Here is a 15641-nt window from a genome sequence, read left to right as displayed (position 1 = left end):
AGCATCGATACCCACACGCCGCCGCCGGACCCGGACACGCCGCATTGCAGCGATGGCTGCGGCAAGGAGGCCGGTGGCGGTGGCGCGACGGCGGGCGATCCGATCGACCTGTACACCGGAGAATTTTCCTATACCGAGACCGACGCGGTAGTGCCGGGCCTGTCGCCGCTGGTGGTGACACGGGCCTATCGTCCGGGCGACCCGAACAAGCAGGACTTCGGGATCGGCACGGCGGCCAATTTCCGCTATACGCTCTATGCGCCCACGAACGATTACAACCAGTTGCAACTGGTGCTGCCCGGCGGCATGCCAGTGACGTTCGCGCGGGTGTCCGGCGCATACCTGGCCGGGCAATGGCAACAAACCGGCTCGGTCTCCGGGTATGCCGGTGCGACCATCGCCCAGGGCACCTCGCGCGGCCACGGCTACCTGCTGACGCTGCGCGACGGCAGCATGATGTATTTCTACAACTTTGCCCCCAACCAGCTGATGTGGACCATTGACCGCTTCGGTAACCGGGTGGACTACACCTACGATGCCGGCCTGCTCAGCCACATCGTCTCGGCCACGGGACGTGCGCTGAGCATCGGCTACGACAGCAACAACCGCATCAATACGCTGAGCGACCCACTGGGCAATACTTGGTCCTATGCCTACAACGATGATGGCTACCTGTCGCAGGTGACCCGCCCGGATGGCAGCACGCGCAGTTATCACTACAAGATCCGCCAGGCCGCCGGGATCCGCGAAGGCGCCGACACGCTGCCCTATCAGGCGCGCTTGGAGTCGATCACNCCAACGGCACCTGGACAGGCCGCGTGGTCAAACAGACCCAAGCCGATGGCGGGGTGTTGACGATCAACTACGCGCACGTGGATGGCAGCACCACCGGGGTGCTGGTGACCAAGCCCGACGGCAGCCAGCGCCGTGTGGTGTTCGACCCGGTCAGCCACTACCCGGTCAGCGACACGCTGGCCTATGGCACGCCCTTGGCGCAGACCATCCTCTACACCCGCACCGCCAGCGGCCAGACCACCGCACGCACCGATGCCTTAGGCCGGCGTACCGAATACGCCTACGACAGCGCCGGACGCCCGCTCCAGATCACCCAACTGGCCGGCACCGCGCAGGCACGGACCACCACGCTCGGCTACAACGGCGATGGCGATTTGGCCTCGATCACCGATGCCTTGGGCCGCACTACCAGCTTCGGTTACACGAACCGCTGCCTGACCTCGGTAACCACGCCGCTGGGCCAGACCAGTACCGCCACCTGCAACGGCGCCGGGCAACGCCTGAGCGTAACCGACCCACTGGGCCACACGACCAATTTCACCTGGAGCAACGACGACCTGACCGCGATCACCGACGCGCTGGGCCGACAGACGCAATTGCGCTACGACGCGCTGGGCCGTCTGATCGCAACGCAAGATGCGCAAGGCAACATCTCGCGCTTCGAATACGACGCCCTGGGCCGGCAAACTAAGGCGGTCGATCAGCTGGGCAACAGCGTGGCAACGGGCTTCGATGGCAATGACAACGTGTCGGCGATCCTGCTGCCGCACGGGGCGGGGGTGACGTATGCCTATGACGCGCGCGACCGCCGCATCAGCCGCACCGACGCGCTGGGCCAGGCGGAAACCTGGACCTACGACAGCATGGACCGGGTCGCCAGCCACACCGATCGACGCAACCGCACCACCACGTACAGCTACGACGCGCTGGGCCGGCCGAGCACGGCCACGCTGCCCGGCACGGGCGGCACGCTGACGGCCAGTTACGACGCCGGCAACCGGCTGATGGTGCTGTCCGACAGCCTGTCGGGCACGTTGAACTGGAGCTACGACGGCTTCGACCAGGTGACCCAGGCCAACGGCCCGCAAGGCAGCATCGTGTACGGCTACGACGCGGTAGGCCGGCGCACAAGCATGCAGGCGGCCACGCAGACGCCGGTGCGTTATGCCTATGATGACGGCGACCGCCTGACCGGCATCGCCCAGGGCACCGACACGGTGAGCTTCGCCTACGACAACGCCAACCGGCTGAGCAGCAAGACGCTGCCGAACCAGGTGCAGACGGTGTACGTGTACAACGACGCCAACCAGGTCACGGGCCTCGCTTGGGGCAAGACTGGACAAGCGGCACTTGGCAGCCTGGGGTATGGCTACGACAGCCGGGGGCAACTGGTCGCGCAGACCGGTAGCCACGCGCCGCAGGCGTTGCCACCAGCCAGCACCAACAATACCTTCGACGACAACAACCGGCAGACGCAGGCCAACGGCAGCGCCCGCAGCTACGACGCCGACGGCCACCTGCTCAGCGATGGCACGAGAACCTACACCTGGGACGACCGCGACCACCTGAGCCAGATCACGCAGGGCGGCACTGTCATCGCCAGCTACAGCTACGACGCACTGGGCCGGCGCAGCGCCAGGACGGAGAACGGCACCACCACGCAATTTCATGTGAAGGCAGCAGATATGGCTATTTCTAAGGACCGCATTGCCAGGTAGGTGACGTATAGAAGTAATCCAAGTAATCCAAAATTAAGCGTGTGCTTGATGAATTTATAGATGATCCTTTTGCGTCTTTTGAGTTCGGTGCCGGCCTGTCGAACGGGATCAATAAGTTCGAACAGGCGACTTATCGCACCCTTCTCGTCTTCGGAGGTGTTAGGAACCAGCATTCCACGTGCGATCAGCATATAGAGATGGTTTATCAGACGGCCGGTCATATGCATCGGTCGTTCAACGTCGCACATCAGGATGACCCTGTCTTGGTCGCTGGCGTTGATTGCGGAATGGGGGTAAGTCTCGTCAAAAACGAAGTCTTGGCCGTCCCGCCATGCCATGGTGCGTCCATCTATAATTATTTTGCAATTATCAGAGTTTGGAGTTTTGAGTCCAAGATGGTATCGAAGTGAGCAGGCGAGTGGGTCGGAGTGGAGACTTAGCTCGGCTCCTGGAGGAAGTATCGAAAACATGGCCCCGTGAATCCAGGGCAGTTGTTCTAAGATTCGAGTTGTTTCAGGACAGAGGCGAATAGCGGATCGATGCGTTTTTCCATACCACTTCAGATAGAATTTCATCCAGCCGTGTTTGTAGAACGTGCGAAATCCAAGATCATGAAAGCCTGCCGATCCGGGCTGAGAGGTTTCTCTCAGTTGTCCGCTCTGGTGCAGTGAAATCGCCTCTGCGCGGATTACATTCCACTGACTACGCAGTAGTGCTATATTCTTGAGATAAGACGCGTCGATAACCGGACCTTTGGCATGCTTTCGGGTCGCCATGTAAAGCAAGCAATTGAAAGGAGCGAAGATAGGCCAGCTTTTTCGCATGTATTGTGAAAAAGTGGAATAGCGCTTTTTCCCGCGGAAAGCGAATACGTAGGAAATCGAGCCTGCGGCATAAAGTATCAGCAAGAAGCCTGCGATAAGGCTTATGTTCATCGCTAGCATCCCATAGGTTAAGTCGAATATGATGCAGATGCAGCGTCGAAATTCTGTTGGCTATGGTGACCCCACCTAAAAACAGGCGTATCGTAAAGTAGAGACCTCGCCGGCATGGGTCCCCGTCGCCACGAAGAGTCAAACGATGAAGAAGTCACGTTTTACCGAAGAACAGATTGCTTACGCACTCAAGCAGGCCGAGCTGGGGATGGCGGTCGGTGAAATCTGCCGGATGATGGGCATAGCCGTGGCCACGTTCTACGTATGGCGCAAGAAGTACGGTTGGCTGGGTCTATCTGAGCTCAAGCGCCTGTGGCTGCTGGAGGAGGAAAATCGCAAACTTAAACAGCGAGTGGCCGACCTGAGCATGGACAAGGCGATGCTGCAGGAGATGGTCACAGAAAAGCTCTGAGGCCTGTCCAGAAGCGCGACTGGGTCGGCCGGCTGAAGGAGCGTTTTGGGGTGAGCGAGCGGCATGCGCTGCGGATCGTGGCAATGTCGCGCTCGGCGTTTTCCTACAAAGCCAAGGCGCGAGATTGCAGCGCCATCCGTCTGCGGATGCGCGAGATCACGCAGACGCGTGTGCGCTACGGGGGGCGCGTGTTCGTTGTGCATGCGCCATGCTATTCCTCTTTGCGATCCGGAGTGTCCGATGACCGTACCCCGTACCCATGACGCCTGGCAGGCAATGGCTATGTCGCTGTGCTTGCGCACTCAAGCTTTCATCGATGGACGTTACGTCGATGCGGCCAGCGGCGAGACTTTCGACTGCATCAGCCCCATCGACGGTCGTTTGTTGGGGCGGGTCGCCGCGGGCGAGGCGGAAGACATCGCTCGGGCGGTTGCCGCAGCGCGGCGCAGCTTCGATCTCGGACACTGGTCGCAGGCCAGGCCGGCGCAGCGCAAGAAGACCCTGCTGGCGCTGGCGCAATTGGTCGAACGGCATGCCGACGAACTGGCGCTGCTGGAATCGCTGGACATGGGCAAGCCGGTACGCGATGCGCGGCGTGTGGACTTGCTGGCGACGGTGCGCTGCCTAGCCTGGAGCGCCGAGGCGGTGGACAAGATCTATGGCGAGGTGGCGCCGACGGGGCAGGACGAACTGGGCCTGATCACGCGCGAACCATTGGGGGTGATCGGCGCGATCGTGCCGTGGAATTTTCCGTTGTTGATGGCGGCATGGAAGATCGCTCCGGCATTGGCGGCCGGCAATTCGGTGGTACTCAAACCGTCGGAGAAATCGCCCTTAAGTGCACTGCGCCTAGCCGAACTGGTCGCCGAGGCGGGTATTCCCGATGGCGTGTTCAATGTGGTGCCCGGCTTCGGCAAGCGTGCCGGTGAACCGCTGGCATTGCACATGGATGTGGACGGATTGGTATTCACCGGCTCCACTCCGGTCGGCCGACATCTGCTGCAGTGTGCCGGGCAATCGAATATGAAGCGTGCTTACGTGGAGTGCGGCGGCAAGAGCCCGAGTCTGGTGTTCGCCGATGCACCGGACTTGGAGCAGGCCGCGCAGGCGATGGCCTATGCGATCTTCTACAATCAGGGCGAGGTCTGTACGGCGGCCTCGCGCCTGCTGGTGGAGCGTTCGATCAAGGATAGCTTCGTCGCCCGCGTGGTCGCGGCTGCTAGGGTGCTGCAACCCGCACATCCGTTCGATGAGACGGCGTCGATGGGCGCGCTGGTCGACGAGGCGCAGACCCGGCGGGTACTCGACTATATCGCCCGCGGCAGCGAAGAAGGCGCGCGATTGCTGCTTGGCGGCAAACGCGTGGAGGTGGTACCAGGCGGTTGTTATGTCGAGCCAACTATCTTCGACGAGGTCGGCCACGATCACACCATCGCCCGCGAGGAGATCTTCGGGCCGGTGCTGTCGGTGATCGCTTTCGACGACGAAGCACACGCTTTGCGCATGGCTAACGACAGCGTCTACGGTCTGGCCGCCGGTGTGTGGACCCGCGACATCGGTCGCGCCCATCGCGTGGCGCGGCGGCTGCGTGCCGGCAGTGTGTGGGTGAACTATTGGGACGGCGGCGACATGACCGCACCGTTCGGCGGCTACAAGCAATCCGGTAACGGCCGCGACAAGTCGTTGCATGCCTTCGATAAGTACACGGAGATGAAGGCGACTTGGATCAATCTGCGGACGTAAGAGCAGTTAAAAAAACGTCGCCAGTCGCTGTCCGGCGGGCGTGGACAGTACGCAGGAACCGCATTGGTGGCTGATTCCGAGCAGTACACGTACCGCTCCGGCGGCGACGCAGTTGTGTTGTTAGTTGCTCTAGTGTGTCGGCGTTTCCCGTCAGGACACGGTATGTTGCTGTGCCGGATGGGCGGTTTTGGTCGTCTCTTCAACATAGACCCGAGTCTTAGTTAGCTCGCAGCAGGTCGTGCAATGGCTGCCGTGCCGGGGCCAGATGGAGGCCTGGCCTTGCTTCGCCGTCGTCACAGGTCTACAACATCCTTCTGAGGACCCTATTCGGCGTAGCGGTGCCGTGCCGGCGTCCAGCCTACCCGTGTGAGCGGTGTTCCTATTCGATTGATCGGTGGAGGCGTCCCATGGAATCGCGTGTCTTTTCCAGACCGGGTGCCGTGGCGCGCACGGTGCGTCGCCATTGTGGCGGGCACATCGCGCAGGCCCATGATCTGGTGGCGGCGGAGGTGCCGGTGGCGTTCGCCTACAACGATGCGCCTTTTGTGGTGATGATGGCCACGCCTGAAGATCTGCAGGATTTCGCCCTGGGGTTCTCGCTCAGCGAGGGCATCGTCGCAATGTCGGCGCAATTGCGCATTGTCGCGATCGATACCCACCTGGAAGGGGTGTCGCTGCGTTTGCAGATTCCGCCGGAACACGCTGCGGCGCTGCAGGCGCGCCAGCGCAACCTGGATGGGCGCAGCGGTTGTGGTCTCTGCGGTAGCGCTTCGTTGGAGGGGGTGTTGCGTGCGCCGCGGCGGCTGTTTGCCGGCACTCCTGTCGCCGCGCCGGCACTGGCGCGTGCGTTGCGCGAATTGCGCGAACAACAAACGCTCAATGCGTCCACCGGCGCCACCCATGCCGCAGCCTGGGCCGACGCGCATGGCGAGGTCCGCCTGATGCGCGAGGACGTTGGTCGGCATAACGCCCTGGACAAGCTGATCGGGGCGTTGGCCACGGCGGGCATCGATCCGGCCTGCGGCTTCGCGGTGGTGACCAGCCGCGCCAGCTACGAAATGGCACTGAAGGCTGCGCAGGCCGGTATCCCGTTGTTGGCCGCGATGTCGGCGCCGACGGCGCTGGCGATCGCGCTGGCCGATAGCGCCGGCCTGACCCTGATCGGCTTCGCCCGCGGCGACGATTGCGTTGTCTATAGCCACCCACAGCGCCTTGTCTCGTCCGAGTATCTAGGAGAAACCGCATGAGCAAGAAGACCATCCAGCCTTACACGCAACCGGCGGGCGGTTGGGGCGCGTTGCGCTCGGTTGCAAAGCATTTGTTGGAACAGGATGTGGCCGTACAGGGTGCGAAAACGCTGCTGCATGCCAATCAACCCGATGGGTTCGATTGTCCCGGCTGCGCTTGGCCCGACCGCGACCATACCTCGACCTTCGAATTCTGCGAGAACGGCGCCAAGGCCGTGGCTGCCGAATCCACCGCACGCCGCGCGACCCCGGCGCTGTTCGCGCAGTACAGCGTGGCGCAGTTGGCCAAGTACAGCGACTATTGGCTGGAAGGACAGGGCCGGCTGACCCATCCGCTGCGCTACGACAGCGCCAGCGACCACTACGTGCCGGTGGAATGGGATGCCGCGTTCGCGCTGATCGCCGAGCATCTCAACGGCCTTGCTTCGCCCGATGAAGCGATTTTCTATACATCAGGGCGCACCAGTAACGAAACCGCGTTTCTGTACCAATTGTTCGGGCGCCAGTTCGGCACCAACAATTTTCCCGACTGCTCGAACATGTGCCATGAGCCTTCGGGTACGGCGCTGGGTGCGCAGATCGGCGTCGGCAAGGGGACGGTGTCGTTGCACGATTTCGAGCTGGCCGACGCGATCTTCATCTTCGGCCAGAATCCCGGCACCAACCATCCGCGCATGCTCGGCGAACTGCGCCAGGCTGCCAAGCGTGGTGCGTCGATCGTCGCGTTCAATCCGTTGCGCGAACGCGGGCTGGAGAAATTCGCCGATCCCCAGGACAAACTGGAGATGCTGTACAACGGCTCCACGCGGATCGCATCGGACTACTTTCAGCTGAAGATCGGTGGCGATCTTGCTGCGGTCAAGGGCATCATCAAGTATGTGCTCGAACGCGATGCCGAGGCGGCGCGCGCGGGGCAACCGCGGTTGTTGGATGTGACGTTTATCACTCAGCACACCGCCAACTTCGATGCGTTCGCTGCCGACGTGGTCGCCGAGCCGTGGAGCGTCATCGTCGAAGAGTCCGGGTTGAGCGAGGCCGAATTGCGCCACGCCGGCGAGATTTACCTGAAATCGGAGCGGTTGATCGCTTGTTGGGGAATGGGCATCACTCAGCACAAGCATTCGGTGGCGACGATCCAGATGATCGTCAACCTGCTCTTGCTGCGCGGGCATCTGGGGCGGCCCGGGGCCGGCGTGTGTCCGGTCCGTGGTCACAGCAACGTGCAGGGCGATCGCACGATGATGATTTACGAAAAGCCCCCGGTCGAGTTCCTGGACCGGCTGCAGACGGTGTTCGGTTTCGATCCGCCGCGCGCTCATGGTTACGATACGATCGCGGCGATCGAAGCCATGGCCGATGGCCGCGGCAAGGTGTTCTTCGGCATGGGCGGCAACTTCGCCACCGCCACGCCCGACACCGAGGTCACCCATCGCGCGTTGCAACGCTGCGATCTGACCGTCCACGTGGCGACCAAACTCAACCGAAGCCATCTGGTGCATGGCCGCGACGCACTGATCCTGCCGTGCCTGGGGCGCACCGAAATCGACATCCAGGATGCCGAGCCGCAGCATGTCAGCGTCGAGGATTCGATGAGCATGGTGCACCTGTCGGCGGGGATCAATCCGCCGGCCTCGCCGCACTTGTTGTCCGAGGTGGCGATCGTGGCACGTCTGGCCGAGGCCACCCTTGGCGCGCGCAGTACCATCCGTTGGCGCTGGTTGGCCGCCGACTACGATCGCATCCGCGATCTGATCGCCCAGGTATTCGATGACTTCGCCGACTTCAACGTGCGGGTCCGCGTGCCCGGTGGCTTTTGCCTGTCCAATACCGCCGGCGACCGCGTGTGGGAGACGCCGGAGCGCCGCGCGGTGTTCAAGGTGCAGGCGGTACCGACCGACCATCCGATCCACCGCGCGCGCCGCGCGCGTCCGGGGCAGCCGGTGTTCACCCTGGCCACGACGCGCTCGCACGATCAGTACAACACCACGATTTACGGCTTGGACGATCGCTATCGCGGTGTGTTCGGCGAGCGCCGGGTGGTGTTCATCCATGCCGCCGACATGGCCGAGCTGGGTTTGCAGGCCGGGGACTGGGTGGATCTGGAGAGCCTGTGCGAGGACGGCATGCGCCGCCAGGCTAAGCGCTTCATGCTGGTCGCGTACAACATCCCGCGTGGTTGCCTGGCGGCGTATTATCCGGAGACCAACCCGCTGGTGCCGCTATCCAGCTTCGCCGACGAGGCGCGCACGCCGACATCCAAGTCGATTCCGGTTGTGGTGACACCGCATGTGCCCGAGTCGGCCGCCGCGCCCCGCGATATCGGAGTGGCGCTTGTCCGCTGATCCGCTGCTGACCGCGCGCGTGTTGCAGGTTCTGGCGGAATCGCCGCAGGGGCTGGCGCTGCCACGCTTGTGCAAGCGCCTGGAGGTGCGCATGAGCGTGCTGCTGCGCACCCTCGCGTGGCTCGGTGACGCCGAGCTGGATGGGCGTCCGGGGCCAGGATGGGTGCTGTTGTGTCGTCACGACGCGCGCGAGTTGGCGCTGCTCAGCGAGGCGGGGCGGATGGCTGCCGCACAGGCACGGATGCAGGCCGCCGTGCCATGAGACGCTGTCGATCAGCGTCGTGCGTTGGATCCTCATGCCCACACGATGGGTCAAGGCGGGATACGCCCGTCCCGGCTGAAAGCGCTGGCATTGCGTCGTATGACGCATGAATTTTGTGGTTTATTTCACATAATAGTGAAGATTGACATCAAGTTTTCCGCCGCTATGCCGATCTCGCGCTGAGCAATAGCGGATGTTCCGCCATACCAACGGAACATGACGCGATGCCATGGTGGTGGGGCGAGTGTCGACCTGCCGGGGAACGGGCTCTGGGGAGTGCCTGACGATGCCGAAGCTGCGCGCCAATCGTTTGCCGTTGTACTTGGCGCTGACGATTCTATTGGTGGGAACGGCGCTGACGTTGGTTGTGGCGTTGCAATTGCAGCGGGACAACGTGCAGCACGTGCAGGTTCAATTGAACGCCAAGGCCAATGCCACCTTCGACCATATCGAAGACGTGCTCTACCGCTATCAATACGGCTTGCGCGGCCTGCGCGGCGCGGTGCTGATTGCCGGCGCTGATCTACGCAGTGACCAGCTACGGCATTACCTCCAGAGCCGTGACCTGCCACGCGAGTTCCCCGGTGCCGGTGGCTTTGGCTTCATTCGCCGAGTGGTACAGGCTGACGAGGCACGCTTCCTCGCCGCCCAGTACGCAACAGGGCGCCAGGATTTTCGTATCCGCACGCTGGCGCAGCATGCTGGCGAGCGCTTCGTCATCGAGTACATCGATTCCAGCGGCAATAGTGCCGTGCAGCCAGGGCAGGACATCGCCTCGGACCCTTCCTGGCGCGCGGCGGCTTGGGCGGCGGCGTTGAGCGGAGAGCCGCGCCTGAGCGGCCCGGTCACCCTGGCACAAGCCAATGCGCAAGGTGCGCAGGCGTTTCTGATGCTGTTGCCGGTGTACCGCAGCGGCCTGACCCCGTCGACCGTGGCGTTGCGTCAGCGCGAATTGGTGGGGTGGACGTATGTGCCATTGCTGATGCCAAAGGTGATGCAGGCGCTTAATCTGGATGCCAAGCGGATCGAACTGGCCTTGAGCGATGCCAATGCCGCCGGTACGGCGATTCCGTTCTACCGCAATGCGCCGCATGCTCCACTTGCGCAGGCACCGCACGCGTTCTTGGGGCGCACCGTGATGGGGCGGCACTGGTACATGCACATGGCCGCCGGGGGAGATTTTGTCGCCGCCAACGTCCTGTGGTCGGTAGGCCCTGCCATGATCACGGGAATGTTGCTCAGTGCACTAGCCGCCGCGCTGGCATTTGCCCTTGGCAACAATCTTTTGCGCCGTCAGCAGATTGCCCGCGATCATGCAAACCTGATCGCAGTCTTGCAAAGCTCCGCCGATGCCATCATCGGCAAGACGTTGGATGGCGTGGTGACCAGTTGGAACCGTGCCGCCGAACAGTTGTTCGGCTACAGCCAGGCGCAAGCGGTCGGCCAGCGCTTGTGTGATTTGATCGTGTCGCCTGAATTGATGGACGAGGAGCAGTCTCTATTGGCGCGCATCGCGCGGGGCGCGCATGTGCCGCATTTCGAGACTCTCCGCCGCCATGCCGATGGCCGCCTGCTGGATGTGCTGGTCAGCGCATCGCCGATCTATAACGCTGCCGGCAAGCCGGTCGGTGCGTCCATGACGGTGCGCGATGTATCCGATCAGAAGGCGGCGCGCGCACAAATTCTGGCGCTCAATGCGACTCTGGAGAGTCAAGTTGCGTTGCGGACAGCTGAACTGAGCAGCAGCACCGCGATGCTGGAGGGTGTACTCGGCGCCGCCTCTGAAGTGTCGATCATTGTCACTGCGCACGATGGCCTGGTCACGCTGTTCAATACCGGTGCAGAGCGTCTGCTCGGCTACCGCCGGGAGGAGGTCGTGGGGCGATTGAACGCCGAGGCGTTTCATTTGCCCGAGGAGGTCAGCACGCGCGGTAAGGCACTCAGTCTGGAGCTGGGCATGCCAGTGCAAGGTTTCCGGGTATTCGTCGAAAAAGTCGAGCGCGACGGCGCCGAAACCCGCGAATGGACCTATGTGTGCCGCAACGGTGATACGCGCCAAGTCAGCCTGGTCGTTACCGCGATTCGTACCGATCAAGGTAACGTCACGGGGTATTTGGGCATGGCCCTGGACATCAGCGAACGCCAGGCCGCCGAGCGCTTACTCGCGCGCAGCACGGCACTGACTCAGGCGATTCTCGACACCGCGGTCAATCCCATCATCACCTTCGATGCGCATGGCAAGGTACGCTCGGTCAATCGTGCCGGCGAGCGCGTGTTCGGCTACAACGCCGGCGAGATCGTCGGCCAGAGTGTGGGCATGCTGATGCCCGAGGCACATGCCAGCCTGCATGAGGCGATGCTGACAGATGTCTGGCAGGTCGGTCCGGAATGGCCCGAAGGCGTAGATAACGGTCGCGAAATGCAGGCGCTGCGCAAGAACGGCGATGCGTTTCCGGTCGAGATCTGCCTGGGGACGATGTGGATGGATGGCGAGTGCCTGATGGTGGGAATGATCGCCGACATCACCGAGCGGCATCGGCAGCGCATGGAGCTCACTGCGGCGCGCGACCAACTGAAGATGGCGACGGCCGCCGCCGAACTCGGAATCTGGTCCTGGAGGCTGAGCGACGGTGCGCTGGAATGGAACGAGCGCATGTTCGAGATCTACGGTTGGCCGGTGGAGTTGCGCGAGCAAAGTCCGCGCTATGAGGACTGGCAACGCATGGTGCATCCGGACGATCTCGGCTTCACCGAAGCGAGCCTGCACAATGCGTTGGAGGGCCGCGGCGTCTACGACCCGGTATTCCGCATCCTGCGTGAAGACGGAACGCAGCGGCATATCCAAGGTGGCGCGCACACCGAACGCGATGCGCACGGTCAGGTCATCCGGGTGATCGGCATCAATCGCGACATCACTGAGCAGTTGCAGGCCGAACAGGAACTGCGCCAGGCGAAGGCGCTTGCCGACGAGGCCAGCCAGGCCAAGTCCTCGTTCCTGGCCAACATGAGCCATGAGATCCGCACGCCGATGAATGCGGTATTGGGGATGCTGAAACTGTTGCGTCGCACCGCTCTGGATGCGCGCCAGGCCGATTATGTTGGCAAGGCACAGAAGGCTGGGACGTCGTTATTGAGCTTGCTCAACGACATCCTCGACTATTCCAAGATCGAAGCCGGAAAGCTGCAACTCGACCTGCATCCTTTCAGCATGGAGGAACTGTTGCGCGACCTTTCGGTGGTGCTGTCCGGTAACCATCAGCGGCCGGAGGTCGAGATCGTATACCGCCTCGGCCGAGACATCCCCGATCGCTTGATCGGTGACAGTTTGCGCTTGCAGCAGGTGCTGATCAATCTTGCCGGCAATGCACTCAAGTTCACCGAACACGGACATGTGCTGTTGAACGTGGATCTGTTGCATCGGCAGCCGCAGGCTGTGACGCTGCGCGTGACGGTGGAGGATAGCGGGATCGGCATCAGCGCCGAGCAGCAGCAGCGCATTTTCCATAGTTTCACCCAGGCCGAGGCGTCGACTAGCCGGCGTTTCGGTGGTAGCGGCCTCGGTTTGGTGATCAGTCGGCGCCTAGTCGGCATGATGGGCGGCCAATTGCAGTTGCACAGCGTGCTGGGCGAGGGGAGTCGGTTTTGGTTCGACCTGCCGCTGGCGCTGGACGCGAACGATAGTGCAATTTCCAGCCGTTGCCCCGGCCCTCCCCGCCATGTGCTGGTGGTGGACGACAGCGCCTTGGTGCGCGAGTCGTTGATCGATGCGTTGAGCGCCTTGGGTTGGGATATGGCTGGCGTGGGCAGCGGCGAAGAGGCGATCGAGCAAGTGCTTCAGGCGCATGCACAGGGCAATCGCTTCGATGCGGTCCTGATGGACTGGCGCTTGCCGGGCATCGACGGCGTCGCTGCTGCGGCCGCGATACGAGCCGCCTGCGCCATGCCGCCAATGCTGTTGATGTTAACCGCCTACCAAAGCGATGTGTTCGGCGTGGTGCAGCATCGCGCGGAGGTTCCGTTCGAGGATTATCTGGTCAAGCCGGTGACGCCGTGGCAGGTGGTGGAGACGCTGGAAAAGATGTTGTGCGATGAGATGTCGCCGTCCACCTCGCCCTCGGCATTGGACGCGCTGGCGCATATTCCGCGTCTGCCCGGATTGCGTGTGCTGGTCGTGGAGGACAACGCCTTCAACCGGCAAATCGCCGATGAGTTGCTGCGAGCAGAGGGAGCGGTCGTGACGCTGGCCGAAGATGGTCTCAACGGTGTGCAGTGCGTGTGCGAGAGCGGCGAGTGTTTCGATGTCGTGGTGATGGACATGCAGATGCCGCAAGTGGACGGCCTGGAGGCCACCCGGCGCATCCGCGCCGATGCGCGTTTCGTCGGGTTGCCGATTCTGGCGATGACCGCCAATGTGGCGCAAGACGATGTCGCGGCCTGCCTGCAGGCGGGGATGGACGCGCACATCGGCAAGCCAATCGATCTGGAACAGATGGTGGATGCGCTGTTGCGATTGAGCGGTCGCACGACTGCACCGTCAGCGGCGGCGACGGTAGCGCAGTCGCTACCGCGTCCAACAGTGGCACTCGATGCGATCCTGGCCCGCTTCGGCAACAATGTGGACCTGTTCATACGTATGCTCGATGCGTTCGCCGACGAGCATCCTGCGTTGTTAAAACAGGTACACGATGCGCTTGCGCGACACGATGCGCTTGCCGCTGCGGATGCGGCGCATGCCGTGAAGGGCAGTGCCGCGACGCTGGGTGCCGTGGCGCTGGCGCAGTCGGCGGCGGAGCTGGAGCAGGTGTCGCGCGCTGGCCGTTTGGTCGATGCCGATGCCGCGCTGGCCGACTTGCTGGTTGCGGTTGAACAGGATCTCGATACGCTTTCCGTCGCTGTGGCGCCACTGCGCGCCGTGCAGCAGCCCCGTGCCGTGGCATCGCTCGATGTCCTGCGGCCCTGGTTGCTCGAGTTGGAGCCGTTGCTGCGCCGATCGGATATGGCGGCGCTGGCGGTGCTGGAGCAGGCACCGTCTGGGGTTGCTGGCGTGTGCGAGACGGACTATCTGCGGATGTGCCAGCAGGTACAGGCACTGCATTTTGATGCCGCGCTGACGAGCTTGCACGGTTTGCTAGAGCCTGCCCTCGCATGAGCAAGTTTGCCGCCTACCGTCGTCTTGCTCCGGATGGCAGGCGACCGCGTGTTCTGATCGTGGACGATCAGCCGATCAATATTCGTGCATTGCACGAGCTACTGCGCGATGCGTGCGAGGTCAGCATGGCCTTGGACGGCCATCGCGCATTGGCCCTGTGCCGGGAGCAACCGCCGGACCTTGTTCTGTTGGACGTGATGATGTCGGACTTGGATGGTTTGCAGGTCTGCCGCCGTCTCAAAGCCGATCCGGCGACTGCGGACATCCCGGTCGTCTTCGTCACCGGACAGAACGCGCCGGAAGACGAAGTGGCGGCGCTGGAAGCCGGTGGAGCGGATTTCATCACCAAACCTGTGCAGCCGGTGGTGGTGCGGGCAAGGGTGCAGAATCAGTTGATCATGAAGCTGCAAAGCGACATGTTGCGCGAGGTCGCGCTGCTGGATGGGTTGACCGGTATCGCCAACCGGCGCCGTTTCGACGCGACGCTCAGCACGCACTGGCAGGCATGCGGGCGCGAGGGTAAGCCCTGTGGGGTGTTGATGATCGACGTGGACTACTTCAAGCGCTACAACGATCACTACGGCCACCTGGTTGGCGATGCCTGTCTGCGTCTGCTTGCGCAGACATTGGCCGGTTGTTTGCTGCGTCCATACGACCTAATCGCCCGTTACGGCGGAGAAGAGTTCGTTGCGTTGCTTCCCGAGAGCGACGCCGAGGGCGTGCGCGATGTGGCCGAGCGCATGTTGCAGCGGATCGCGCAATTGCAGCATCCGCATGCCGCATCGCCGCTTGGGCCATGGCTGAGCATCAGTATGGGGGGGGCGGCGATGGTGCCTGGCGTGGAGGCGATGGCTGCGCCATTGCTGGAACTAGCCGATGCGCAACTGTATCTGGCCAAGCAGGGAGGGCGTGCGCGGGCCTGCGTGGTCTGAGCCGGCCTGCATCCTGTTGTCGTTGCTGTTGCAGCCATTGCGTGGCGGCCGCGCGAATCTGCCAGAATCAGGGCTGTTCTCTGTCGGTCGTTTGCCGATGCCCCAT

Annotated in this window: 8 protein-coding genes and 2 pseudogenes; 9 read left to right on the top strand and 1 reads right to left on the bottom strand. The window is 62.7% G+C overall.

What is annotated here, in order from left to right:
* Positions 1-150 precede the first annotated feature (150 nt).
* Together XalbCFBP2523_RS17240 and XalbCFBP2523_RS17530 are read left to right on the top strand one after the other, a co-directional pair.
* Positions 151-794, top strand: a pseudogene (locus tag XalbCFBP2523_RS17240) (RHS repeat-associated core domain-containing protein); the annotation flags it as partial.
* Between the two features lie 864 nt (positions 795-1658).
* On the top strand, positions 1659-2513 hold the full coding sequence (locus tag XalbCFBP2523_RS17530) for an RHS repeat domain-containing protein (protein ID WP_488175803.1): 855 nt from the start codon (positions 1659-1661) through the stop codon (positions 2511-2513).
* On the opposite strand, the gene XalbCFBP2523_RS14160 is transcribed toward XalbCFBP2523_RS17530, so the two are convergent.
* Positions 2462-3448 (bottom strand): aspartyl/asparaginyl beta-hydroxylase domain-containing protein, encoded by a 987-nt coding sequence (locus tag XalbCFBP2523_RS14160; protein ID WP_080928212.1) that lies wholly within the window; start codon positions 3446-3448, stop codon positions 2462-2464. The two genes, XalbCFBP2523_RS17530 and XalbCFBP2523_RS14160, sit on opposite strands and share 52 nt — an antisense overlap.
* A gap of 145 nt (positions 3449-3593) precedes the next feature.
* Between XalbCFBP2523_RS14160 and XalbCFBP2523_RS14155 the strand changes: the two are divergent.
* The 7 genes and pseudogenes from XalbCFBP2523_RS14155 to XalbCFBP2523_RS14125 all read left to right on the top strand — a co-directional run.
* A pseudogene (locus tag XalbCFBP2523_RS14155) lies at positions 3594-3890 on the top strand (transposase); the annotation flags it as partial.
* Between the two features lie 210 nt (positions 3891-4100).
* The gene (locus XalbCFBP2523_RS14150) at positions 4101-5603 is read left to right on the top strand and encodes an aldehyde dehydrogenase (RefSeq protein WP_045766014.1); all 1503 of its coding nucleotides are present in this window, start codon (positions 4101-4103) and stop codon (positions 5601-5603) included.
* Between the two features lie 407 nt (positions 5604-6010).
* Positions 6011-6850, top strand: a complete 840-nt coding sequence (gene fdhD / locus XalbCFBP2523_RS14145; protein WP_045766013.1) for a formate dehydrogenase accessory sulfurtransferase FdhD — start codon at positions 6011-6013, stop codon at positions 6848-6850.
* A complete protein-coding gene (locus tag XalbCFBP2523_RS14140; RefSeq protein WP_045766012.1) occupies positions 6847-9192 on the top strand; it encodes an FdhF/YdeP family oxidoreductase in 2346 nt (781 codons plus the stop codon). Before fdhD ends, XalbCFBP2523_RS14140 begins: the two co-directional genes overlap by 4 nt.
* Entirely contained in the window at positions 9182-9454 is a 273-nt protein-coding gene (locus XalbCFBP2523_RS14135; RefSeq protein WP_012916585.1) for a hypothetical protein, read from the top strand. Before XalbCFBP2523_RS14140 ends, XalbCFBP2523_RS14135 begins: the two co-directional genes overlap by 11 nt.
* A gap of 286 nt (positions 9455-9740) precedes the next feature.
* Positions 9741-14603, top strand: a complete 4863-nt coding sequence (locus XalbCFBP2523_RS14130; protein ID WP_045766011.1) for a PAS domain S-box protein — start codon at positions 9741-9743, stop codon at positions 14601-14603.
* On the top strand, positions 14600-15535 hold the full coding sequence (locus XalbCFBP2523_RS14125; protein ID WP_045766010.1) for a diguanylate cyclase domain-containing protein: 936 nt from the start codon (positions 14600-14602) through the stop codon (positions 15533-15535). The genes XalbCFBP2523_RS14130 and XalbCFBP2523_RS14125 overlap by 4 nt, the downstream gene beginning before the upstream one ends.
* The last annotated feature ends 106 nt before the right edge of the window (positions 15536-15641 follow it).

The sequence above is a fragment of the Xanthomonas albilineans genome, from assembly GCF_002939705.1.
GTDB lineage: Bacteria > Pseudomonadota > Gammaproteobacteria > Xanthomonadales > Xanthomonadaceae > Xanthomonas_A > Xanthomonas_A albilineans.
This window is presented reverse-complemented; position numbering and strand designations above follow the sequence as displayed.

What these genes read in the sequence shown, in the direction of transcription:
- XalbCFBP2523_RS14160 (WP_080928212.1), bottom strand. Translation starts at nt 3,448, where the DNA reads ATGAACATAAGCCTTATCGCAGGCTTCTTGCTGATACTTTATGCCGCA.
- XalbCFBP2523_RS14150 (WP_045766014.1), top strand. Translation starts at nt 4,101, where the DNA reads ATGACCGTACCCCGTACCCATGACGCCTGGCAGGCAATGGCTATGTCG.
- XalbCFBP2523_RS14125 (WP_045766010.1), top strand. Translation starts at nt 14,600, where the DNA reads ATGAGCAAGTTTGCCGCCTACCGTCGTCTTGCTCCGGATGGCAGGCGA.
- XalbCFBP2523_RS17530 (WP_488175803.1), top strand. Translation starts at nt 1,659, where the DNA reads ATGGACCGGGTCGCCAGCCACACCGATCGACGCAACCGCACCACCACG.
- XalbCFBP2523_RS14140 (WP_045766012.1), top strand. Translation starts at nt 6,847, where the DNA reads ATGAGCAAGAAGACCATCCAGCCTTACACGCAACCGGCGGGCGGTTGG.
- fdhD (WP_045766013.1), top strand. Translation starts at nt 6,011, where the DNA reads ATGGAATCGCGTGTCTTTTCCAGACCGGGTGCCGTGGCGCGCACGGTG.
- XalbCFBP2523_RS14130 (WP_045766011.1), top strand. Translation starts at nt 9,741, where the DNA reads ATGCCGAAGCTGCGCGCCAATCGTTTGCCGTTGTACTTGGCGCTGACG.